The organism is Thalassovita litoralis (assembly GCF_900182725.1).
Lineage (GTDB): Bacteria > Pseudomonadota > Alphaproteobacteria > Rhodobacterales > Rhodobacteraceae > Thalassobius > Thalassobius litoralis.
Window position 1 is genome coordinate 21,034 of the sequence record NZ_FXTO01000005.1, and the last position, 22,300, is coordinate 43,333.

17 protein-coding genes are annotated in these 22,300 nt (G+C 60.0%); 10 read left to right on the plus strand and 7 right to left on the minus strand.

Features of this window, described 5'->3' with window-relative positions; genetic code table 11:
• Positions 1-62: 62 nt before the first annotated feature.
• Together FN828_RS06005 and FN828_RS06010 are read left to right on the plus strand one after the other, a co-directional pair.
• Positions 63-989: a LysR family transcriptional regulator gene (locus tag FN828_RS06005; RefSeq protein WP_142492507.1), complete on the plus strand. Its 927-nt coding sequence runs from the start codon at positions 63-65 to the stop codon at positions 987-989.
• 257 nt (positions 990-1,246) lie between these two features.
• On the plus strand, positions 1,247-2,344 hold the full coding sequence (locus FN828_RS06010; protein ID WP_142492508.1) for a tyrosine-type recombinase/integrase: 1,098 nt from the start codon (positions 1,247-1,249) through the stop codon (positions 2,342-2,344).
• A 98-nt stretch (positions 2,345-2,442) separates the two neighbouring features.
• Here FN828_RS06010 and FN828_RS06015 read toward each other — a convergent pair whose 3' ends face one another.
• Together FN828_RS06015 and FN828_RS06020 are read right to left on the minus strand one after the other, a co-directional pair.
• Positions 2,443-3,597 (minus strand): ParB/RepB/Spo0J family partition protein, encoded by a 1,155-nt coding sequence (locus tag FN828_RS06015; RefSeq protein ID WP_142492509.1) that lies wholly within the window; start codon positions 3,595-3,597, stop codon positions 2,443-2,445.
• Between the two features lie 10 nt (positions 3,598-3,607).
• Entirely contained in the window at positions 3,608-4,903 is a 1,296-nt protein-coding gene (locus tag FN828_RS06020) for an AAA family ATPase (protein ID WP_142492510.1), read from the minus strand.
• 520 nt (positions 4,904-5,423) lie between these two features.
• Here FN828_RS06020 and FN828_RS06025 point away from each other — a divergent pair.
• Positions 5,424-6,113 carry a DnaA N-terminal domain-containing protein gene (locus tag FN828_RS06025; RefSeq protein WP_142492511.1) on the plus strand — a complete coding sequence of 230 codons (690 nt, stop codon included), beginning with the start codon at positions 5,424-5,426 and terminating at the stop codon, positions 6,111-6,113.
• Between the two features lie 47 nt (positions 6,114-6,160).
• Here the strand turns inward: FN828_RS06025 and FN828_RS06030 are convergent, their stop codons facing one another.
• The 4 genes from FN828_RS06030 to FN828_RS06045 form a co-directional block, all read right to left on the minus strand.
• Positions 6,161-6,958 (minus strand): SDR family NAD(P)-dependent oxidoreductase, encoded by a 798-nt coding sequence (locus FN828_RS06030; RefSeq protein WP_142492512.1) that lies wholly within the window; start codon positions 6,956-6,958, stop codon positions 6,161-6,163.
• Positions 6,955-8,322, minus strand: coding sequence for a TRAP transporter large permease (locus FN828_RS06035; protein ID WP_142492513.1), 1,368 nt, complete (start codon positions 8,320-8,322; stop codon positions 6,955-6,957). The genes FN828_RS06030 and FN828_RS06035 overlap by 4 nt, the downstream gene beginning before the upstream one ends.
• A complete protein-coding gene (locus FN828_RS06040) occupies positions 8,319-8,846 on the minus strand; it encodes a TRAP transporter small permease subunit (protein ID WP_142492514.1) in 528 nt (175 codons plus the stop codon). Before FN828_RS06040 ends, FN828_RS06035 begins: the two co-directional genes overlap by 4 nt.
• Positions 8,847-8,908: 62 nt before the next feature.
• Complete coding sequence (locus FN828_RS06045; RefSeq protein WP_235891416.1) at positions 8,909-9,931, minus strand: TRAP transporter substrate-binding protein; 1,023 nt, start codon at positions 9,929-9,931, stop codon at positions 8,909-8,911.
• 184 nt (positions 9,932-10,115) lie between these two features.
• Between FN828_RS06045 and FN828_RS06050 the strand changes: the two genes are divergently transcribed.
• From FN828_RS06050 to FN828_RS06065, 4 genes are read left to right on the plus strand one after another with little or no spacing between them, the layout of a single operon-like run.
• On the plus strand, positions 10,116-10,928 hold the full coding sequence (locus FN828_RS06050; protein ID WP_142492515.1) for an IclR family transcriptional regulator: 813 nt from the start codon (positions 10,116-10,118) through the stop codon (positions 10,926-10,928).
• Positions 10,929-10,945: 17 nt separating this feature from the next.
• Positions 10,946-12,115, plus strand: coding sequence for an acetyl-CoA acetyltransferase (locus FN828_RS06055; protein WP_142492516.1), 1,170 nt, complete (start codon positions 10,946-10,948; stop codon positions 12,113-12,115).
• Positions 12,112-13,722 (plus strand): acyl-CoA synthetase, encoded by a 1,611-nt coding sequence (locus FN828_RS06060; protein WP_142492517.1) that lies wholly within the window; start codon positions 12,112-12,114, stop codon positions 13,720-13,722. Before FN828_RS06055 ends, FN828_RS06060 begins: the two co-directional genes overlap by 4 nt.
• Positions 13,719-14,546 carry a PPC domain-containing DNA-binding protein gene (locus FN828_RS06065; protein WP_142492518.1) on the plus strand — a complete coding sequence of 276 codons (828 nt, stop codon included), beginning with the start codon at positions 13,719-13,721 and terminating at the stop codon, positions 14,544-14,546. The genes FN828_RS06060 and FN828_RS06065 overlap by 4 nt, the downstream gene beginning before the upstream one ends.
• Before the next feature lie 36 nt (positions 14,547-14,582).
• Here FN828_RS06065 and FN828_RS06070 read toward each other — a convergent pair whose 3' ends face one another.
• On the minus strand, positions 14,583-15,335 hold the full coding sequence (locus FN828_RS06070) for an SDR family NAD(P)-dependent oxidoreductase (protein WP_235891417.1): 753 nt from the start codon (positions 15,333-15,335) through the stop codon (positions 14,583-14,585).
• A 343-nt stretch (positions 15,336-15,678) separates the two neighbouring features.
• Here FN828_RS06070 and FN828_RS06075 point away from each other — a divergent pair, with 343 nt between their 5' ends.
• The 3 genes from FN828_RS06075 (at position 15,679) to FN828_RS06085 (ending at position 22,236) form a co-directional block, all read left to right on the plus strand.
• Entirely contained in the window at positions 15,679-16,350 is a 672-nt protein-coding gene (locus tag FN828_RS06075) for a hypothetical protein (protein ID WP_142492519.1), read from the plus strand.
• A gap of 11 nt (positions 16,351-16,361) precedes the next feature.
• The gene (locus tag FN828_RS06080) at positions 16,362-17,270 is read left to right on the plus strand and encodes a CsgG/HfaB family protein (protein ID WP_142492520.1); all 909 of its coding nucleotides are present in this window, start codon (positions 16,362-16,364) and stop codon (positions 17,268-17,270) included.
• 160 nt (positions 17,271-17,430) lie between these two features.
• Positions 17,431-22,236: a beta strand repeat-containing protein gene (locus FN828_RS06085; RefSeq protein WP_142492521.1), complete on the plus strand. Its 4,806-nt coding sequence runs from the start codon at positions 17,431-17,433 to the stop codon at positions 22,234-22,236.
• Positions 22,237-22,300: the final 64 nt, after the last annotated feature.

Sequence of the window (22,300 nt, forward strand, 5' to 3'; positions counted from 1 at the left end):
CTGTGCGCAGTTTGCCCGAAACCATCCATTGCCAGAAGTGAACTTATCTGCATAATTGATGCATGATACGCAACAATATCGACATTGCCGATTATCAGGCCCTGCTGACCCTGATCCGCGCGGGATCGTTCCGGGCGGCAGCGGATGAACTGGGCCTATCCCCGTCCGCCATGTCCCGCCAAATTTCCGCGATCGAGGAAAAACTGAACACCCGCCTGTTTGACCGTGACACCCGCAACGTCACCCCGACCCTGTCGGGTCAAGTGCTGGCCCGGATTGCGGAACGGATGCTGAATACCGCACAGGACGGGCTGGCAGAATTCGAAGCCCACCTGTCCGCCCGAAACGGCCACCTGACCATCGCGGGATTGCCCTCGGTCACGGCGGGCCTGTTGCCCGGTCTGCTGAAAAGTTTCACCACCGATTATCCCGATGTGGACCTGCGGATTATGGATGCCCTGTCTGGCAGCGTCCTTGACGCAGTGGAAGCAGGCGTTGCCGACATCGGCTTTACCGCTGGCACGGTTTCAGCCCGCAGCCGCCTGTCCTTTCAGCCGCTAATGGATGATACCTTTGTCGCCATCGGCGCGCCGGATGGCCCATTGGCCGAAGATCGCCCCTATCGCTGGTCCGAAGTGATCGCCATGCCATTCATCGCCATGGCACAAGGCACCAGCGTGCGCGAATTGCTGGATGCGGCCTGTCTGCGGATCGGCATGTCCCTGACCCCCCGATTTCAGGTGTCCCATCTGGCCACCGCCGGAGCGCTGGTTGCCGAAGGTCTGGGCATTACCGCCCTTCCCAGCCTGACCTTGCCGGTATTGCGCACCGAAACATTGCTTCTGCGCGACATCAGCGATTTCGGGGCACGTCGCCGGATTGGTCTGGTGCGGCGTTCGGGCCGGTCACTGTCCCCCGCCTCGCAGGCGTTTCTGGATCATGTCCACCGCTACGATTTCCCCAAAACCCAATGGCGCACGGCATTGTAACGCTTTGTCGGCAACCAAGGCAGTCAACGAGCGTTCAAAACTGGCCCGGCTATCGAACGGCGATACCAACGCGGCAGATGGGTCAACCTTGCACGACTATTCACATGACCCCAGATTTATACGGCGCTTTACACCTTAAAATATTACAATAACCGCCGCGCCTTGGCATTTCGATCTATGTCCAATAAGTTTGCATCATCCGGCATAGAAACCTAGACTGAAAACCTACAACATCTTCTCGCCGGGTTCATTGGAAAATGGCTTTCAAGACTGACAAACCGACATTATCCCCCTCAGATGCACTTGTGGATGCCCCGGCTGGCGACGGGGAGCACCGGGACCGAAACGCCATTGCCCTGCCCTCTCATGTCGCGGGGTCTGGCGCGATGGATCGGCTGGTGGATACGGCACGCGGCTATGCCCGCGCGGCAGCCTCGGACAATACGCTAAAGGCCTATGCGAAGGACTGGGCGCATTTTGCACGCTGGTGCCGATTGAAGGGCACCGATCCCCTGCCCCCTTCGCCGAACCTGATCGGGCTTTATCTGGCGGATCTGGCGGCCCCTGCGGACAAGACCCCTGCCCTATCGGCAGCCACCATAGACCGCCGCCTGTCTGGCCTTGTCTGGAACTACGCGCAGCGCGGCATGGTGCTGGACCGGCGCGACCGTCACATCGCCAGCGTGTTGGCCGGGATCAAGCGCAAGCACGCACGCCCCCCGGTGCAAAAGGCCGCGATCGGGGCCGAAGACATCCGCGCCATGATTGCCACCCTGCCCTATGACCTGCGCGGTCTGCGCGACCGGGCGATCCTGTTACTGGGCTATGCCGGGGGCCTGCGTCGGTCCGAGATCGTCAGCATTGATGCCCACAAGGACGACACCGCGGATTCGCGGGGCTGGGTCGAGATCACAGAGCAAGGCGCCCTGCTGACTCTGAACGCCAAAACCGGCTGGCGCGAGGTGGAAATCGGGAGTGGATCGTCGGAACAAACCTGCCCCGTACATGCGCTGGAACAATGGCTGCACTTCGCCCGGATCGACTTTGGCCCGATCTTTACCGCCACATCGCGCGATGGCAAACGGGCGCTGGACAGACGCCTGAACGACAAGCACATCGCCCGACTGATCAAGCAAACGGTGCTGGATGCTGGCATCCGGTCTGACCTGCCAGAGCGTGAGCGGCTGGCGCTGTTTTCCGGCCACAGCCTGCGGGCGGGTCTGGCCAGCCACGCCGAGGTGGACGAGCGGTATGTGCAAAAACATCTGGGCCATGCCAGCGCCGAAATGACCCGCCGCTACCAGCGCCGCCGCGACAGGTTCCGCGTCAACCTGACCAAAGCCGCCGGGCTGTGACCCTTCCCTGAACAGCAAAAGACCTTCCCCGCGGGGAAGGTCCATTTCATAACCGCACTGGCCAATCCAATCTTCCCCGCGGGGAAGATCGTTCTGCTTCAGTCCAGATTATCCAGCAGCAAGCGCACCGCCTGTTCCAGCTTGCGGCGGTCGATGGTGCTAAAGTCACGGCTTAGCCTGATCTCCAACCGTCCAGCGGCGGCGGTGCATTTCGCCCGTCCCTCGCGCCGTTCAAGCTGGAAGCTGGTCTTGGCCTTGCCCGCGACCGGGGTCTTGGGCATTGCCGGGGCGACTGGTGCGGCTTCCCCTGCACTCTCCACCTCTTGCTGAACCAATCCGGCGGCCTTGCGCAGCACACCCAGTTCGTCCGTGATGGAGCGGTTATCCCATCCCTCCAACTCGAGCTTGACGCGATCAGACAGCCCCGCGTCCTCTTCCAGTCGCTGCGCCAACGCCAGGCCCAAGGAACGGGGGATTTCCTGCGGATAGACCAGCACGCCCCCCAACCGCGCAATCACCTTGATGAAGCCCCGGATATAAGACCGCTTCTGGTAGCCCGCCGATTTGAACAGCACGGCCACAGCCTTGTCCGGGTCGCTTTCGGCGGTATCCGGATCAGCCGCATAGTCCACCGCCAGCTTCGCCATTTCAGCAAAGGAGATGTCCTTGCGCACCAGATTTTCATCGACCATCCGGCGATACAGCGATTCCAGACTGTCCCCCTGTTGGGTGATCGCTGCGGGGATACGCGCCCATGTATCGTCCCCGGTTTCCTCTAGCAGGGTGCGATAGGCAGACAGGCGGCGGAAGCCTTGGATCAGTTCATATTTACCGTCAGCGCGGGGTTCCACCCGGATCGGGTTGGACAGGCCGATGGCCTGAATGGACTGCTTCAGCTCCTCCAGCTCGGGGTCGAAACCGGGGGCGCGGTCGCGGGTCAGCTTATAGGTTTCCACCGCGTCCAGCGGCACGGTTTCCAGCACCAGACCCAGCTTTTTCAGCCGGACATGTTCATGCGCCAGCGCGTCATTTTCAGCCCTGATTTGGGCCTCGACCTGCTGGCGTTCGCGGGCGGCCCCGGCGGTTTCGCTGATGGCGGTGGCCATCGGTCCCCGGCGGGCCGTGCGGGTTTCCTTCCCCGTGGGGAAGGTTTCAGGCGACGGGGCAGGGGGGTCGGCGGGGGCGTCGGACGGCGCGACGTCTGGCAGGTCCGTCGGCATGGAGATGTCGAAGATGCGGCGTTTGCGGCTCATGATTCCCTCCTTAAATCTTGTCCCAGGCCGCGACGACCGTGGCCTTGAACTCTTCGTATCCACGGTCAAACGTGGCGCGGGCGCGCCGCCATGTTTCGCGGGTCATGTCGCGGTAGTCGATTTCATAGACCGAGGACAGGAAGCGCCCGGACTGTTCGACCGCTCGGGTCATTTCAATCGGGTGTTCGGTGACGTGATCGCCAAACACTTTGCGGAACGCTTCGAGCATCGCGCGATGCAGATCGTTTCCGGGTTCATATCGTGTCATGACGAACCGAATATCGGCGAACGCCTTGGGCAGGCCGATCTTCCCCGCGGGGAAGGTGGCATCGAACCCGTGGCTCAGATCCTCCAGCGCCTCGGACAACTGGCCGATAAAGCTGGTGGTGGAATCATATTCCCAATAGCCGGGACCAGACGGGACATAGAGCATGTCAGCGGCAAAGACCGCGTTCATCGACTGGTAGCCGATGGCAGGCGGGCAGTCGAACAGGATCAGGTCATAGTCATCATCGTTCAGCGTATCCAAGTAGCGCGACACCGCAGCGAAGAAGGACCATTCCGGGTTCAGGTGCCGGTACTGGGCGCTGGCGAACTCAACGAAGGCCGCGTTGGCGCAGCTTGGGATGATGTCGATGGTCGACCATGCCGTTGGCTTGATGAAGTCCGGGGTGCGCAGGTTTTCCAGCCCCATGTCACGGATCGACGCGGGGATCTTGCGCTGGGGCAGGGCGGTGCCGCTGGCCGCGCCGGTGATGGCGGCATTCATGCGGTCGGTTTCGCGGATCAGGTCACGGGCCATGATGCCCCAGACCGTGTAATCTTCGGCCACATCGGTCAGGCCCATCGAATGCGACAGCGTGGCCTGCGGGTCAAAGTCCACGACCAGAACGCGGTAGCCATCCAGTGCGGCGGCATGGGCCAGATGCAGGGCAACGGTGGATTTCCCCGAGCCGCCCTTGAAGTTGGCCACGGCGGCGCGGAAGGCCCGCTTGCCCGCGGGGCGGGGGGGCAGCAGCGATTTGCGATTCACCTTCATCCGGCGGCGCAGCTCGTTGATTTCTTCCAGGCTGAACCAACGCTGACGACCATCTGGTTCGACTTCCCCGCCGGGAAGGTTCGGTTCAGCCGCCAGCCGACCGCGAAAGGTGGATTGGTTGATGCCAAGGATCAATTCCGACACCTCCCAGCTAGAGAAACGGCGCAGGCGCTTGGCGTTCTCTGGGCTGAATGTCTGCTGCCTGATCCAGCTTTGCATCTTGAGTGACTGCGCCTGTAAGCGCGCGAGGTCTTCGTGGGTGTACATGAGTGCCTCCTTGAACTGAACGTAAAATCTGCCTCAATCCGCAAATACGCTTTATTTGCAAAAATGGCAAAGAAAAGATTAAATGATCGTGACCTTCCCTGCGGGGAAGATAACGCCTTGGGAATAAGGGGGCTGGGGCCGAATCGGTCCGGGCAGACAAAGATCAGGGCAAGCAGGGCGAAGGCTGGGAAATAGGCCTAAGTTTAGGGGACATGATGACACCCTATACTGCATTTAGGGGGACATTTTGCCCACAATAGGGGACAGATAAGAATGTCCCCCATAACCATAGAACCTCTTCTTTCTACGAAATAAGGGTTAAGGGATGCAGGCCGAAAGGAAAGCGCCCTTGACAGAATCGGAGTTCTGGACGCTAATTGGCGAAGATGAGTAAAGAACGTTGCTGTTACGAATTCTTTACCAATTCAGAGGCAGAACATTCCCCGGCGTTGTCGTGGATTTTACAGAACGCAAAAAACACATCGCACCAACGCGATGGGGCAGGGCAAAGGAGCGTGCGATGCAAATCGCCAAGCCAGTGGGCCGGGACGCGGCCAGCCGGAAATATGATATTCTGTCGGCTTTGATGGCTTTCGCACTTTCTCAGGATAAAGTGGTGCAACGGCAGGTGTTGCGGGTTATGTCGTTGATCACCACACGTTATAATTGGCAACGGGATGAACTGTCGATGGGGCAAGAGGATATTGCCCGGCTGTGGTGCGTCGACACACGGACCGTCAAACGCGAAATGGCCCGGCTGCGGGCAAAGGGCTGGCTGGTCCTGAAACGGCAGGGCGCGCGGGGGCGGGTCAGTGTCTATGGGCTGGATTTGGCTCTGATGTTGGAAGATACGCGGCCTGTCTGGGATCACGTAGGACCGGATTTTGTGGCGCGGCTGAATCCGGGGCAACCACAACAAGACAGCCAAAGCGATAATGTGGTGCCGCTGCGGGCCGCTACATCAAGCAGCCCCAAGGACGATGGCACCCTATGGGCCGAGGTGCAGAAGGAATTGCACAGCATTGATCCGGCGGTCTACGGGGCATGGTTCCACGGCATGACCGAGGTGGCAGTGGGCGGCGGGCGGTTGCATTTGATTGCCCCGTCCCGGTTCCATGCGTCCTATGTCAAAACCCACTTGATGAGCCGCGTCGTGGCCGTGGTGCGGCGGGTCGATCCAAGCATCGCGGATGTGGTGATCGAGGTATAGCAGCAGACCGCCCTGTGACGCCCCAGAGAGCGCCGCAGGGGAGGGGGCTAGGCCGGGCTGCCGAATTGCGTACCCATGCCCCCATCGACGCGTAGATCGACCCCTGTGATGAAGCCAGCGGCGTCCGAGGCAAGGAACAGCGCCGCTTCTGCCACGTCCCAAGCGGTGCCTTGGCGTTTCATGGGAACTTTGGCGGCACGGGCGCGGGCCAATTCCTGTGCATCCACATCCGGCCCAATGAAGCTGGCGGCGTGGGGGGTGTCGATCATCCCCGGCAGGATACAATTGGCCCGAACCCCGCGGGCAGCATATTCAATCGCCACGCTTTTGGACAGGCGTTGCAGCGCAGCCTTTGACGCCTCGTACCCGACATAGCGGTACGGCCCGTTGGATTCCCCCGCAAGGCTGGAGATATAGACAATCGCGCCGCCCCCATCCGCCAGCAGGGGCAGCGCCGCCTGCGTGCAGTGAAAGGCCGCATCCAGATTGACGGCAAAGACCTTTTGCCAGTCCGTGAAAGCGGTGGTTTCGATGCCGCCGGGGGTGCTGATGCCGATGTTGAAATGCAGCACGTCCAGCCCGCCCATGTGATCCTGTGCAGCCTGTGCCATAGCGCGGGCGCTGTCCGGGTCTGTCATGTCCCCGGCAAAGGCAAAAGCGGTGCCGCCTTCGTCTGTGATGATCTGCGCGGTTTCGCGAGCGGCGTCGGGGTTGCGGTCCACGCACAGCACTTGTGCCCCTTCGCGGGCGAATAGCGCGGCGGCGGCTTTGCCGTTGCCCCAGCCGGGGCCAACCGATCCGGCACCGATCACGGCGACGCGTTTCCCCTGTAGACGGTTCGTCATTCAAACACCATTCGCGGCAGCCACAGCACCAGATCGGGCCACAGCATCGCCGCGCCCAAGATCACGATTTGCAGCAGGACAAAGGGGATGATCCCCAGATAAATATCGCGCATCGACAGCAGATGTCCCGCCGCGCCTTTCAGATAGAACAGGGCAAAGCCAAAGGGCGGCGTCAAAAAGGACGTTTGCAGGTTCAGCGATACAAGGATGGCGAACCAGTAAATCATTTCCGACCGCGCGACGTGATCGCCAAGGTCCATCGTCTGCACGATGGGGGCAAAGATCGGCAGCATGATCAGCGTGATTTCGATCCAGTCAAAGAAGAACCCCATGACAAAGATCATCACCATCATGGTCAGCAGCAGACCCCAGTTCCCAAAGGGCAGGGCGCTGGCGGTTTCCACGATGAAATGTTCCCCACCGACCTTGCGGAAGATATAGGAAAAGGCGGTTGCGCCGACGAAGATGAAAAACAGCATTCCCAGCGTTTTCACCGATCCGTCCATGCTTTCGTTCAGGGTGGCCCGGTTCAGACGCCCGCGCAGCGCCCCCAGCAACAGCACGGCAAAAACACCAACGCCCGAGGCTTCGGTCGGGGTGGCGACACCGCCAAGGATGGACCCCAGAACGGCAACGATCATCACCAGCGGGGCCAGAACGGATTTCAGGCTTTCCAGCCACAGACCTTGTTTTTCATCGGCGGTCAGGGGCGGGGCTTTGGGGGCGATGGATGGCTGGGCGGCACTGCGCAGCACGATATACAGCACATACGCCAGCGACAGCAGCAGACCGGGCAGCAGGGCCGCGACGAACAGATGCCCCAGCGAAATCGACAGCAAATCCCCCATGAACACCAGCATGACCGAGGGCGGGATCAGAATCCCCAGCGTTCCGGCGCTGGCCACGGTGCCAGCGGCCAACCCCTTGTTATAGCCGCGTTCCACCATCGTGGGGATGGCCAGCGCGGTCAGCATTACGACGGACGCGCCGATGATCCCGGTGGCGGCGGCCAGAATGGTCCCCATCAGCACCACCGCCAACGCCAGACCGCCGGGGATCACGCGCATCAGTCGTTGGAGCGTCAGCAGAAGATCCTCGGCGATGCGGGTTTTTTCCATCAGCAGGCCCATAAAGATGAACATGGGGGCCGCGACCAGAACGGGGTTTTCGATGGTGCCGGAAAAAATGCGGTTGGGCAGCAGCGTGGCATGTACCAGCCGCATATCGCCGGTCCAGACGGCCAGCAGCCCGAACACAAGGCTGATCCCCATCAGCATGATGGCAACAGGCGCGCCGGAAAACAGCGCCACGACCAGCGACAGGAACATTGCGCCGGGTAAAGAGGCGGAAATCAGCTCGATCATAGGGCGTCCTCTACCAGATCGGGGCGTTTGAGCGCGGTAATGGCGCGGAACAGCACGGACAGGCCGCCCAGAATGGTCAGGGCTGCGCCGATTGGGATGGCCGATTTGATGATCCAGCGATGCGACAGGCCAACGCCGCCGGGGCTGCCCTCGCCACGTTGAAAGGATCGCAGGGTGAAGTCATAGCCATACCAGACCAGAAGGGCCATGAACGGGATCAGGAAGGCAAGGATGGCGAAAATCTCGATCCACAGGCGGGTGTTGCGGCGCAGGTGTTGCGACACAAGATCAATCCGCACATGGGCGTTTTCGATATAGGCATAGCCAAAACACAGAACCGCAATCGCCCCGTGCAGGTGCCATTCCAGTTCTTGCAGTTTGAAAGAGCCGGTGGCGAAGAACCTGCGCCCGATCACATCGTAAAGGATTACGGCCATCAGAACCAACAGCAGCCAGCCGCACAGTTTTGCAACAGCGCGGCAGGGCGCGGCCAATCTGTTGGACCAGATCAGAAACGTGTCCATCGCTCACCTATGTCTTGGGGGTAGGGTGGCGGCGCGGGGCAGCCACCCTTGGGTGTAGAAGATTACTTCAGGTAGGCCAGTCCGGTCCACTTGGAGTAGTCACCAAGGAAGCCGGTCAGGCTTTCCCATGCGCGTTTGAAATCGGCGTCAGCGGCAACCTGTTCGGCCACGACTTCGTCCCATGCGCTGCGGAAGGTCGACATCATTTCGTCGTTCCAAGTGTGGATTTTCACGCCTGCGGCTTCCAGATCGGCCAGCGGTTGAAGCTGCGAGGCTTCGCCACGCGCCGAGGTATAGGCCACATTCGCTGCGCAAGAGGTTTCAATCGCATAGCGTTGCTGATCGCTTAGCCCGTCCCACACGTCCTGATTGGCGATAAAGGTGATCAGCGAAGTTTGCTGATGCCAGCCGGGGAAATAATAGTTCTTGGCGTAGTCGTTCATCGACACCGCTTTGTCGATCAGCGGGAAGGACACCTCGGCGGCGTCGATCGTGCCAAGGCGCAGGCCGGTCAGCGTGTCGGCAACGGGCATGGATTGCGCTTCGACGCCCAGTTTCTGCATCACCTGCGCACCCAGACCGAAGATGCGCATTTTCAGGCCCTTCAGGTCTTCGGGTTTGTTGATTTCCTTGGCGAACCAGCCCGATGCTTCGGGAACCAGAATGGCGCACAGTTCGGTGTGGATGTTATAGGGTTTGGTAATGTCGGCCCAGATTTCCTTGCCGCCGCCATGATACCACCATGCGGTATAGCCGCGAATGTCCGGGCCAAACGGAACCGAGGTGAAGATCGCAGCCGAAGGGATGATCCCCTGCGCGAAACCGGGCGAATACCATCCCGCATCTACAGCGCCGGTGGAAATTGCATCCCACATTTCATTGCCGCCGACGATCGCGCCGGGTTCGTTGAATTCGATTTTCAGGTCGCCGCCGGTCAGCATTTCCACCTGTTCGGTCAGGCGTTTGCCGCTGTCGCCCAGCAAGGGCAGCGACGACGGATAGATCGACTGCATCACAAGCGTTTCGGCATGTGCCGCGCCAGCGACCAAAGCGGTTGCCGCCAGCAAAGTGCTGATTTTCTTCATCTGATTTCCTCCCAGTGATGATGCCCGACGGTGTGTGTCGAAAGGTGTTCATAATGTGGACATCATTTCGCGGACTAGGTAAGCCGGGTTTGCCGTTATTGTAAACAGAAAATGTGATTTCTGCTTGTTTGCGGATTTGAAATAACGCAGCATAAAAAGGAAATCAGGCCAGGGTATCCATATTATGGACGTTTTAGGAGCAGGAAAGGACAGTGGCGGCGCGCAAAGCGTGGACCGGGCCTTGGCCCTGTTGTCGCTGGTGGGGCAGGGCGGTGGCAGCCCTGTTCCGATGACCGCGCTGACCGATGCGACCGGGCTAAGCCGCCCCACCGTGCGCCGCCTGATGCTGGCGCTGATCCGGGCGGGAATGGTGGAGCAGGATGCCAAAACCCGCGCCTATGTGCTGGGGTCCGAGGTGTATCAACTGGGCCTGATGGCGGCGCGGCGGATGGATGTCTTGGGGGCTGCGGCGGACAGCCTGCAACGGTTGGCGGCGGAAAGCGGGGACAATACCTATTTGTCGCTGCGGCGCGGGTCTTATGCGGTGTGCGCTCACCGCGAGGAAGGCACCTATCCGATCCGCAGTCAGGCGTTGAAAACCGGCGACCGGCATCCGCTGGGCGTGGGCGCTGGTGCGATGGCGTTGCTGGCGGCGCTGGACGATGACGACCGCGCCGGGGTGCTGGACGTGATTACCCCGCTGCTGGCCGAAGGCTACCTTGGCTATACGCCCGATGTGGTGGCGCGGTCGGTGGTGGAAACGCAGGCGCGGGGCTGGGCGCTGAATCCGGGGCTGTACCTGTCGAATTCATGGGCCATCGGCGCGGCGTTGCACGGGCCGGGGGGCGAAGTTCTGGGCGCGATTTCCATCGCGGCGATTGATACGCGGATGCAGCCGGACCGGCAGGAAAAATTGGCGGCGCTTTTGCGGCGCGAGGTGGCGCAGGTGGAAAGCAACCTGCGCAAACAGATGCAGTCGGGCCATGCCCCGGACTGATGGGAGAGGATAAACAGATGACACAGCAAGCGCAGATCGTGGGCTGGGCCCACTCGAAATTCGGAAAAGCCCCCGAGGAAACCCTGATCGAGCTGATGGCCAACACCGTCCCCGAGGCGATGGCCCATGCCGGGATCGGTGCGGGCGATGTGGATGGGATTTTCGTGGGCACCTATAACAACGGCTTTTCCAAGCAGGCGTTCGAGGGGGCATTGGTCGGCATGGCGGTGCCTGCACTGGCGCATGTTCCGGCGGTGCATCTGGAAAATGCCTGTGCCACCGGATCGGCGGCGCTGTACGCGGCGCTGGATTTCATCGCAGCCGGGCGGGGTAAGATCGCGCTGGTGGTTGGTGCGGAAAAGATGACCGCCACGCCGGGGGCCGAAATCGGGGATATCCTGCTGACCGCCGCCTATCGCGTAGAAGAAGGCGGCGCGGCGGGGTTCGCCGGTGTGTTTGGACAGATCGCCAGCAGCTATTTCCAAAAGCACGGGGATCATTCGATGGAACTGGCCATGATCGCGGCCAAGAACCACGCCAACGGCGCACTGAACCCCTATGCCCATATGCAAAAACCGTTCACGGCGGAATTCTGCAATACGGTCAGCGATAAGAACCCGCTGGTGGCGGGGCCATTGCGGCGCACGGATTGTTCGCTGGTGTCGGACGGGGCGGCGGTGCTGGTGGTGGCGCATCCCGATGTGGCAGCGGATATGCAGCGGGCGATTGCCTTTCGCGCGCGCAATCAGGCGAATGACGTGCTGGCGCTGTCGCGGCGCGACCCCACCGAATTTGCCGGACCGCGTACCGCCTGGGCGAAGTCGCTGGAACAGGCGGGGATCACGCTGGACGATCTAGACATGGTGGAAACCCACGACTGTTTCACCATCGCCGAATTGCTGGAATACGAGGCGATGGGTCTGGCCGAACGCGGGCAGGGCGGGCGCGTCATCCGCGACGGGATTACCGCGCGCGATGGCAAATTGCCGGTGAACCCCTCGGGCGGGTTGAAGGCACGCGGGCATCCCATCGGGGCAACGGGTGTGTCGCAACATGTGATGGCGGCGATGCAACTGACCGGCACCGCAGGCACCATGCAGTTGGATGATGTGCAACTGGCCGGTGTGTTCAACATGGGCGGCGCTGCCGTGGCGTCTTATGTGTCCATTTTGGAGCGCGTGAAATGAGCGCAAACCGCGATCCGAAATTGCCCTGGTCGGTGCGCAGCCACAACCTTGCGCATTTCCTGACCAAGAACGCCGCGCGGCTAAAGGACCGCCCGGCGATCATCTGGGGCGACCTGACGATCCGTTGGGGCGAACTGGATCAGCGCGTCAGTGCGCTGGCCGCCGCGATGCAACAGGATTTTGGCGTCCAGCCCGGCGACCGGGTTTTGGTGCAAACGCCCAATAACAACCAGATCACCGAAATCATGCTGGCCTGCTGGCGGATCGGGGCGGTTTGGGTGCCGTCGAATTATCGGCAGCGCCCGGACGAGGTGGCCTATCTGGCGCAGAAATCCGATGCGTCGCTGATGTTCTGCGAACAGGATTTCCCCGATCATGTCACCGCCAGTATCGAGGCCGCACCGCGCCTGTCGCAGGTGATCTGTATCGGGCAGGGGTTTGGCGTAGCCTATGACGATGTGATTGCCCGCCACATGGGAACCCATGTCCCGAATGTGGCGGTGGATCGTGATGCCCCGGCGTGGTTGTTCTTTACCTCGGGGTCTACAGGACGGCCAAAGGCGGTGGTGCTGACGCATGGGCAACTGACCTTTACCGCACTGAACCATTTGCACGATCTGACGCCGGGCAGCACGCCTGACGACATGAGCCTTGTCGTGGCACCGCTGTCGCACGGCGCGGGGATGCACCAGTTGATGATGATCGCGGGCGGTGTTGGGTCTGTTCTGGTGCCGTCGGGGCGGTTCGATCCGGCGCAGGCGTGGGAACTGGTGCAGCGCTATGGCGTGACCAACATGTTCACCGTGCCAACCATCGTGAAAATGCTGACCGAACATCCTTCGGTGGATCAGTTCGACCATTCCAGCCTGCGGTTCGTGATCTATGCCGGGGCGCCCATGTACCGCGAGGATCAGAAATACGCCTTGCGTAAGCTGGGGCCGGTTCTGGTGCAATATTTCGGGCTGGGCGAGGTGACGGGCTGTATCACCTATCTGCCCCGCGAGGATCATTCGGCCGAAGATGGCCCTGATGTACGGATCGGTACTTGTGGGATTGAACGCACCGGGCTGCATGTCAGCATTCAGGACGACGACGGGAACGAGGTTGGACCGGGCGAAACCGGGGAAATCTGCGTGGCCGGGCCTGCGGTGTGCGCGGGCTATTACATGGATGATGCCGCCAACGCCAAGGCGTTCCGCGATGGCTGGTTCCGAACGGGCGATCTGGGCCATCTGGATGATGCGCGGTATCTGTTCATCACCGGGCGGTCGTCGGACATGTATATCTCGGGCGGATCGAACGTGTACCCGCGCGAGATCGAAGAAATCATGCTGACCCATCCCGCCCTGTCCGAAGTTGCCATTCTGGGCGCGCCGCATCCCCGTTGGGGCGAAGTGGGCGTGGCGGTCTGTACGTTTGAGCCGGGGCAAACCGTTTCCGCGGATGATCTGACCGCGATGCTTCAGGCGAAACTGGCCAAGTACAAGCTGCCGCATCATTACGTCTTTTTGGATGAGATGCCCAAAACTGGCTATGGCAAGATCACCAAGAAACTGGTCCGCGAGGAACTGGAGGCGCGGGGCATGTGGCCCGGTGCCGCCGCATGAGCCGCGATGTGATCCGCCACCCCGGCCCCGCTGCGGCTGATCCGTGTTTGGTGGCAATGGGGCAGGGGCGCGTTGTGCGCGCTACCCTGACCGGGGGGCAATCGCTGATGGCGGCGGTTTCCGATCTGATGGATCGGACGGGCTGTGACAGCGGCGTGATCGTGGTCGATGGGCTGACGATGGGACCATATGATTACGTGATGCCGGGGCCATCGGATGACGGGATTCATGCGGCGTGGTACAGCGCCACCCATCACGGCGACCATGCGCAGATCCGGCAGGGTTCGGCCATCGTTGGGCGGCGTGACGGGGCGTGGTGGTTGCATTGCCACGCGATTTGGGAAGATGCGGGCGCGGTGAAATGCGGCCATCTGTTGCCCGATGATGTGACCTTGCCCGCGGATTGCGCCGTGGTTTTGTATGCCTTTGACGGGGGCCGGTTCGAGGTGTCGATGAACGCCGAAACGCTGTTCCCGATTTTCCATGCCACAGGCGGGGAAGCGTCAGGCAATGCGATGATCGTGAAGGTGAACCCGCACCACGATATTCACGCCACCCTGTCCGATGCGATCCGTCAGGCCGGGTTTGATCGTGCGCGGGTGGTGGGGATCGGCAGCCTGATCGGGGCGCAATTTGAAAGCGGCCCGCCGATGCTGGCCCCGATTTCCGAGGTGTTGCTGCTGTCCGGCGCGGTTTGGCAAAATGGCGTGCTGCGCCTGCCGATGTATTGTGTGGACCCGGATGATGGGCAGTTTTCCGGCGATATTCTGCCCGGTGGTGCGCCGGTTCTGATCACATTCGAGGCACTGGTGATCGCGGAATAAAGAGGGCGGCCCGATCATCCGGGCCGCCGCTTTGGATCAGACGCGCAGCGCGGGCAGGCCAACCCCGGTGCTTTGGAACCCGCCGTCAACGGCAACGATTTGCCCGGTGACATAGCTGGCCTTGTCCGAGCACAGGAAGGTGATGACATTGGCCAGCTCGTCCTCGGTCCCGTAGCGGTTCAGCGGGATCGCGTCGTGATAGGCGTCAATGATTTCCTGCGAATGCACAGCCATTGCCAGCTTGGTGCGCACCGGGCCGGGGCAGACGCAATTGGCGCGGATGCCATATTCGCCCAGTTCCGCCGCCTGCTGCTGGGTCAGTTGGATCACTGCCGCCTTGGACGTGCCATAGGCCACCCGCAGGGTCGAGGCACGCAGGCCGGAAATCGACGCGATGTTCAGGATCGCCCCCTTGGTTTCCTTGAGCGCCGGGGTGGCGGCCTGAGAGCACAGAAACACGCCATCAAGGTTGGTTTCCATCACGCGGCGCCAGCGGGTGAAATCGGTTTCTTCGATCGGGCCGAAATCCGCCACGCCTGCATTGTTCACCAACACGTCAACCCGGCCAAAGGCGTTCAGCGTGTCCGCCACCATTGCTTCGGCGTTTTCGGGGATGGAAATATCATAGGGCAGACCGATCACGTTTTCGCGCAGGTCTTCGATGACTTTGTTCAGTTCCGGTTCGTCCCGGTCGACAAGCGCCACGGCAAATCCCTGTTCCAGAAACTGTTTGGCCGTTGCCAGTCCGATGCCCCGTGCCGCCCCGGTGACGATGGCGCATTTTTGCATGATTTTCTCCTCGCTCATGGTTGCGGGACGGTACACTGACCGTATGCGGAAGCAAAGACCGCGCTGATTGAAAACGGCGAAAATCCCAAGGTTCAAATCACATTAGAATCGGCGTTTTTGATCGTTTGGTGCAACTTTCGGATGTTCCGCGGGCCGGATCATACAGGTGGCGGGCAGCGGAATGACCTGTGCGAATTTGCGAATATGTATCGAATGGAAAACTATGGACTCCATAAGATAGTTTTTGCACCCGTTGTTGCCAGCGCAGCGACGGCTCGATGCAGGTAAACTCGATCAGAGTATCCGCAATGACGGATTGGGCAAACCGCAGCGAGGCAGAACAATGCGACAGATCGAGTTTTCTGAGAAGCGCCCATCGGGCGATTTTCGCCGTTCAGGGCAAGGTTATCAAAAATCACTGATGTTGGCGGCGGTTCTTGTCGGGGCTTCGGCGTTGTCTGTGCAGGCGAATGGATTGGGTGAAGACCGATCCTGGCAGTTTGATACCAGCGCGGACAAGGCGAATAAGGCTGCGGTGCTTGATCTGATCGAACGTAAAAAGGGCGGGTATTTCGATAGTTTCGACACGACCGTTAACTATTACATCGGGACGCAGATCAATTGCAGCAATACCGCATCCGCGACCGGGAACATCGCCGATAACGCGCAGACGGGGAATGCACCTGATGTTTCTGCTGATGGCACACTGACGGCCGATTCCACGGGGAACATCAGCGATAGCACCAGCACCACCGACGGGCTGGGCGATAGCGGATCTGTTGATGGCTCGCAGACCAATACGGGCGATGTCGATTCGTCGGTTTGGGGAAGCCGTGTTGATGGCAGCAACGTGCTGAACCTGGATGGTAGCAATCAGCATCTTGACAATATTCAGGATAACTCGGGCGACCAGATTGCGACGGTGGACAACAGCACCGCCTGCGACATGGGGGGGAGCACCCTGACAGGAAACGTTACTGTTGATCCGACCGGGACATCCGGCGCGTTGAATTGAGGGCATTTATCATGAGCAAATTTCGAATTCATGCCCTTTTGGGCGGGGTCGCTGTGGTTGTCGCCGGATGTGCGGAACCGCAGCCCGATATGAAACGGGTACAACTGGCCGAGGATCAGTTGCCGGTTTTGTTGTCGTCGGGCGTGCGCCCCAATAATACGCCGGTCACTCCGGCGTTGCGGTGTTATGGCAAGGAACTGAAAAAAGCGGGCAAAGGCGGCATCGGCATCGCGGTGGGCGATATTCGCGATTACACCGGCAAACAGAACGATGGCGAAGGCACCGAGATCACCCAAGGCGGGGCTTTGATGGCCTATTCCGCGCTGGGGGAAATGCAGCCGGGTATTTCGTTGTATGAACGGTTTGACACGCGGATTGCGGATGCGGAACTGAATTACATCTCGCAACGGCAACTGGGCGATGGCGGCACGCACGAGGTCGACGACCCCAAGACCGGCGAAAAGAACGAAGTCAAATGGAAGCCGTATTTCGGCGGCTCTGTTCAGCAATCGGATTATTTCATCGTCGGTGGGATTACCGAGCTGAATTACAACATCCAGTCCGGCGGGGGCGAGGCGTCCGTGAATAACGTGGGGCCGTTGGGTCGGACCTTTACCATGAATGTTGCGGTCGATCTGCGGATCGTCGGAACGCAATCGCTGCGGGTCTATGACACGGTCAGCGTACAAAAACAGATCAGCGGTTACGAGGTGGGTTTCGATATTTTCCGCTTCTTCGGATCGGATCTGTATGACCTGAATCTTGGCGCGAAAAGCCAAGAACCGCTGCAACTGGGTGTGCGCATGGCGATTGAAACCGCTGTGCTGGATCTGGTGCAGACAGTGACGGATTTACCCTTTGAATCCTGTGCAAATCAGCCGCCGTTGGTGCCTGCGGATGCGCCGCTGAACAAGCTGTGACCAGTCGGGTGTGAGTTTGCGCGAAAGAGATATTCAGGCAACCGAATGCCCTCAGCGGGCGGGTGCCTGAATGTGATCTAACGAAAATGTGTGTCGCGGTGATGGTTCGGAGATTCCCGTGCTTTGCCCGGCAGACCATTTGAAACAAAGGAAAAATATCATGAAGCAGACTGAGAGTCTCAAGGGTCGTGTCGGCACTGCTGGTCGCGCCCTTCTGCTTGGAAGCGCGGCTGGTGTCACGCTGTCCATGTTCATGGCCGTTGGCGTGGCAAATGCACAAAGCGCGTCAGTGGCGCTGTCGCTGAACACAACTTCGGTCGCAATTGCCGATCTGCCTTCGGTGCTGGATCAAGACAACACAGCCGCTGTTGCAGCAACCGCAAGCGGCGCAGCCCTGTCGATCATCGAACGTACTTCGGGTAACATCACGCTGTCGTCCGTGACGGGCGTTCTGGCGGATAACCTGGTTTCGGCATCCGCAACGGGCAACACCAGCGATTCGACGGTTCAGCTGAACGTCAGCCCGACGCTGGCGGACGACACAGTGGCCGTGGCGACTGGCCAGTACAGCAACGGGACCGTTTCGGCGCTGGCCGAAGACAACGTTCATCGCGTTCTGATTTCCGGCGTTTCGGGCGGAACGGCAACGCTGACCGGCACGCTGGCCGTGACGAACAACGATGTGACGGCAACCGCCACAATGAACAACGCGGATGCGTCGATCACCGTTGCGGGTGGCGTCAGCCTGGCAGGCACAGATTCGGGTGCGTCGGTGGCTACCGATGCAACGGCTGTCGCAAACCCCGATCTGGTCGGTTCCGCCGATCTGGTGATCGCAACTGTTCAACAGGCAGATGCATCGACCACAGCCGAGATTGACGGTTGGGACGTCGAAGATACCGTCGATGTGATGATTGAATCCGCGCTCAATGCAACCGTGACCGTTTCGGGTAGCGATCTGGCGGCTTCGGCCACCGGCAACACGCTGACCGCGGCACTGGATGCGACCGACACCAGCACAAACGCAGTTGGCGCTTCGGTTGCGGTGGCTGGTTTCCAGGTTCTGGACGGCAGTGTTGCAGCTACTGTCACTGACGGCGATATCGGGTTGGAAGTTGGTGTTGACGAAGAGTGGAATGTATCCGGCTACATCGGCAGCTCGACTATTGCTGAGACCGGGAACAATGTAACGGCATCCGCAACCGGCAATAACAGCGATCAGAGCGTGGCGTTGACCGCGAATTCGCTGGTTGGCGATGTTGCAACGGCTGGTCTGAGCGATTCATCGACGGCAGCATCTGGCGGTATTCAACTGCTGGCGACCGCAGACGTCGTTGTGACCAACGTGCAAGAACAGGATGCCTTGGCATCTGTGACCGCAATGGTTGACGAGTCTACCATTGCCATGCGCCTTTCGTCTGCAAGCAACAATGTTACCGGCTCGACCGCGAACCTGACTGCCAACCGTTTGGCCGCGCAGGCCGTGGGGGCTGTGGCCTCTACCGACCTGACGCTGACCGCCAATGCGATCGACGCAACCGGCGCAGTGGCCAGCGTGCAGTCCAACGATGGCGATGTGACGGCGACGGTGCAGTATGGCGATATCGTTCTTACGAACGATGACGATTATACCAATTCGTCGGTCCATGTGGATGACAACCGGATCACCGCGCTGGCAGCGGGTGTGCAGGCGGCTTCGTCGCTGACGATTGCTGAAGGCACCAACAACCTGTCCATCGCCGGAAATTCGGGTGGTGTGACCACGGTTGCCTTGGCGACACCCACTGAAACCATGCAGCCGACCGTGAACGCGGCCTATGCGCTGAGCAACGATCAGTCCTCGACCGGGGATGTTGCGGCTGAAAACCTGTGGAACGCCATCTCGGTTTCTGGTGCAGATGATAGCTGGTCCAGTGTGACCACGTTGGACAACAACGTTCTGTCTGCTGCGGCAAATGCCCAGACGGCCAGCAACGCTGTTTCGCTGTCCTTCAACAACCTGACCGGAACGGCAACCACGGAAACCGGATCGACCACGGTATTGGCTGCTGCCGCAAATGCACAGACATTCGCGGGCGGGTCGGTGTCGGCCGTGACCTATGGGTCTTCTGGCAACCCGCTGAGCTCGTCCTATAATGACGAAGCCCCGGATTCGTCGATCAGCACCTCGTCCAACATCGTGTCTGCCAGTGTCATTGGCAACCGGACGTTGGAAAACAGCGTGACTGTTGATCCGACCAATCTGGTTATGGCGTCCAACAGCCAAGTGGGTTCTATCTCCTCGGTTGAAGGTGTTGAACAGTCTGCGCATCTGATCGTGACCAGCTTGCAGGAAGTTCAGGATGCAACCCTGATCGCCAGCCAGAACAGCGGTGGCAGTTCCAACCTCATCAGCACCGATGTGTCGAATTGGGAGCTTTATAACTCGTCTGTTGTATCGGACAGCAACCTGATGACCGTATCCGTCACCGCCAACAGCGCGGTTAACGATATGGCCGTTGGCAGCGCCGCCACCGCAGAAGTGACCGCATCGTCGGCCTTGGTGAATGGTCAGATCGTCGACGCCACCAATCTGACGGCAGAGCTGGGGATCGAAGGCGTTGAAGGCTATGCCGGTTATTCGACGGCCAGCACGTCAAATGCTGCGACAAGCAGCGGCGGGAATGTTGTTCAGACTGGTGGTTCGACCACTCCGGCTGATACGACCGATGACACGTATGTGAACCAAGGTAATGACATCACGTTGACCTTCACAGGAGCGTTGACGACCGAGGAACAGGCGGCCCTGACGGCAGCAGGTTTCAGCAGCGTTACCGCAACGTCGGCGGTCTTCGCCAGCGGCGCAACGGTTACGAATATCGCCTCGGTTTCGATGCTTGTGGATATTGGTGACTCTATCGCAGTCGACGAAACCATCACCGTGACTGGCTTCACCTTTGAAGGTCAGGCAACGACGCCGAACGGCGCTGGTGTTACGGTCTTCTCTGACGATCTGGTGGCCTCGACGGTATCTGTCAGCGACAACACGCTGGCCAGCACCATTCTGGGCAACCAAGCTGTGAACACGCTGGCGGCAGAAGCCACCACGCTGGGCACGGTGCAGGTTAACGTTGCTGGTGCGGACATTACGACCGGTACTCCAAGCACTGCGGTTGTGACTGCGGACCATGCGCTGCTGAACGAGCAAATCGCTGTTGCCAGCGCTGCGACCAGCACTGTTTACGGTACGTTCGCGATTGACATCAACGACAACAATGGTGCGTCGGGTTCGACTGTTCTGGTTGATGGTAACACCATCGAAGCTTCGGCAACTGCGAACAGCGCAACCAATGCTGTGAACCTGACGGCGACGAACGCCGATACCACGGCTGGTCTGGCAAACACGCAAGACAACTTCACGGATGTGATCACCACTGCGGATATGATGGTGTACACCAACGCCGCATCCATTGACTCGACCGTGTCCATGTCTGACAACGTGAACCAGAGCCTGGCAACCGGCAACAGCGCGTCCAACAGCGTTGCGATGGCAGCCACCAACGTCGGTTCGGTTTCGGGTGACGATGCGTATTACGATGGCGCTGCTACGGCAGACCTGACGCTGATGTCGTACCAGAATTCCGAATTCGGTCCCGGTTTTGGTTCGGGTGTTTCGGCTGTCGCTGATACCACGATCTTCAACGGCGATATGTTGGATACCGATGTCAGCCCGATCGAAACCAGCACCTTTGCTATGGACGGTAACGTGACGGTTGCGCAGGCAACTTCGAACACTGTGGCGAACGTTATGTCTGTCGGGTCGGCTGACACGGCAAACACCAACGCCAGCGCGTTCTTGGGCAATGCTCAGGACAGCACGCAGTTCGTGACCGCAACCAGCACCGCGTCGCAGGAACTGACCTTGGAATCTACCTTGGATACGATCCTGAACAGCAGCGTATCGGTTGATGGCAACGTCACTACCGCACGCGCAACGGCCAACAGCAGCACCAACCAGATGTCTGTGGCTGGGGCCAATATCATTGCGGGTTCGGGTAACGATGCTTATGCGGATCTGGATTATTGGGCATTTGACGCGGCATATGTCGTTGCAAACGATCAGTATTCCAACAGCGCGATCAATGCGACCGCAAGCGCAACCAACAGTGTTGACCTGACATCGTCTGACAATGCGCTGGATGCTTCTACGGTTAGCCTGAATGGCAACGTTGTGCAGGCTTATGCAACTGCGAACATGGCATCGAATTCGGTGCTGAATGTTGGCGGGTCCGCAACGGCCAACCTGAACGCAACTGGTCTGCTGTACAACGAGCAGGACAGCGATGGTCCGGTTGTTCAGGCCTATGCAACCAGCGTTGTGACTGCAACGGCGGATGCGGTGGATGCTGCAACTGTTGGCGCGGCATTGAACGGCAGCTCGCTGTCGATCGAAAACAACGTGTCGGTTGCGCTGGCACGGGGTAACGTTGCCAGCAACAGCATGAACGTTTCGGCGGTTAATGCGACGGTTGGGAACGGCGCTGCTGCAATCAACGATAGCTTGGGTGTCGTGAGCGCAAGCTACGCAGTGATCAACGATCAGTCCAACTATACGTCGATTACGGCTGTCAACGACGGTTCGACCTATGGCGCAGCACTGAACGGTGGCCTGTTCTATGATGGCGAAAGCGCAATGCTGGGCAGCAGCCTGTCTGTGACTGGCAACGTTGTTCAGGCGGCTGGCTATGGCAACATCGCCACCAACAGCCTGACGCTGACCTCGCTGAACAGCGTGGACAACGATGCGACTGCCGCAGTCTACAGCACCCAGTACAACACTGGCACTGTGACCTCGACCGTATCGAACGCGTCGATCGGCAGCAGCAGCCTGGGCGCTCTGACCACCGGCACCGTTTCGGTTGGCGGCAACACGGTCAGCGCATCTGCGGTTGGTAACCTGGCCACCAGCACGATCACCCGCAACTAAGTGGATGCTCGATCCCTTCCGCCCTTTGGGCGGGAGGGGCAGAAAAAATGGGATGGCGGGGGAA

Excerpts from the sequence above, each read along its gene's own strand:
- FN828_RS06005 (WP_142492507.1), top strand. The coding sequence starts at position 63 with ATGATACGCAACAATATCGACATTGCCGATTATCAGGCCCTGCTGACC.
- FN828_RS06010 (WP_142492508.1), top strand. The coding sequence starts at position 1,247 with ATGGCTTTCAAGACTGACAAACCGACATTATCCCCCTCAGATGCACTT.
- FN828_RS06015 (WP_142492509.1), bottom strand. The coding sequence starts at position 3,597 with ATGAGCCGCAAACGCCGCATCTTCGACATCTCCATGCCGACGGACCTG.
- FN828_RS06020 (WP_142492510.1), bottom strand. The coding sequence starts at position 4,903 with ATGTACACCCACGAAGACCTCGCGCGCTTACAGGCGCAGTCACTCAAG.
- FN828_RS06025 (WP_142492511.1), top strand. The coding sequence starts at position 5,424 with ATGCAAATCGCCAAGCCAGTGGGCCGGGACGCGGCCAGCCGGAAATAT.
- FN828_RS06030 (WP_142492512.1), bottom strand. The coding sequence starts at position 6,958 with ATGACGAACCGTCTACAGGGGAAACGCGTCGCCGTGATCGGTGCCGGA.
- FN828_RS06035 (WP_142492513.1), bottom strand. The coding sequence starts at position 8,322 with ATGATCGAGCTGATTTCCGCCTCTTTACCCGGCGCAATGTTCCTGTCG.
- FN828_RS06040 (WP_142492514.1), bottom strand. The coding sequence starts at position 8,846 with ATGGACACGTTTCTGATCTGGTCCAACAGATTGGCCGCGCCCTGCCGC.
- FN828_RS06045 (WP_235891416.1), bottom strand. The coding sequence starts at position 9,931 with ATGAAGAAAATCAGCACTTTGCTGGCGGCAACCGCTTTGGTCGCTGGC.
- FN828_RS06050 (WP_142492515.1), top strand. The coding sequence starts at position 10,116 with ATGGACGTTTTAGGAGCAGGAAAGGACAGTGGCGGCGCGCAAAGCGTG.
- FN828_RS06055 (WP_142492516.1), top strand. The coding sequence starts at position 10,946 with ATGACACAGCAAGCGCAGATCGTGGGCTGGGCCCACTCGAAATTCGGA.
- FN828_RS06060 (WP_142492517.1), top strand. The coding sequence starts at position 12,112 with ATGAGCGCAAACCGCGATCCGAAATTGCCCTGGTCGGTGCGCAGCCAC.
- FN828_RS06065 (WP_142492518.1), top strand. The coding sequence starts at position 13,719 with ATGAGCCGCGATGTGATCCGCCACCCCGGCCCCGCTGCGGCTGATCCG.
- FN828_RS06070 (WP_235891417.1), bottom strand. The coding sequence starts at position 15,335 with ATGCAAAAATGCGCCATCGTCACCGGGGCGGCACGGGGCATCGGACTG.
- FN828_RS06075 (WP_142492519.1), top strand. The coding sequence starts at position 15,679 with ATGCGACAGATCGAGTTTTCTGAGAAGCGCCCATCGGGCGATTTTCGC.
- FN828_RS06080 (WP_142492520.1), top strand. The coding sequence starts at position 16,362 with ATGAGCAAATTTCGAATTCATGCCCTTTTGGGCGGGGTCGCTGTGGTT.
- FN828_RS06085 (WP_142492521.1), top strand. The coding sequence starts at position 17,431 with ATGAAGCAGACTGAGAGTCTCAAGGGTCGTGTCGGCACTGCTGGTCGC.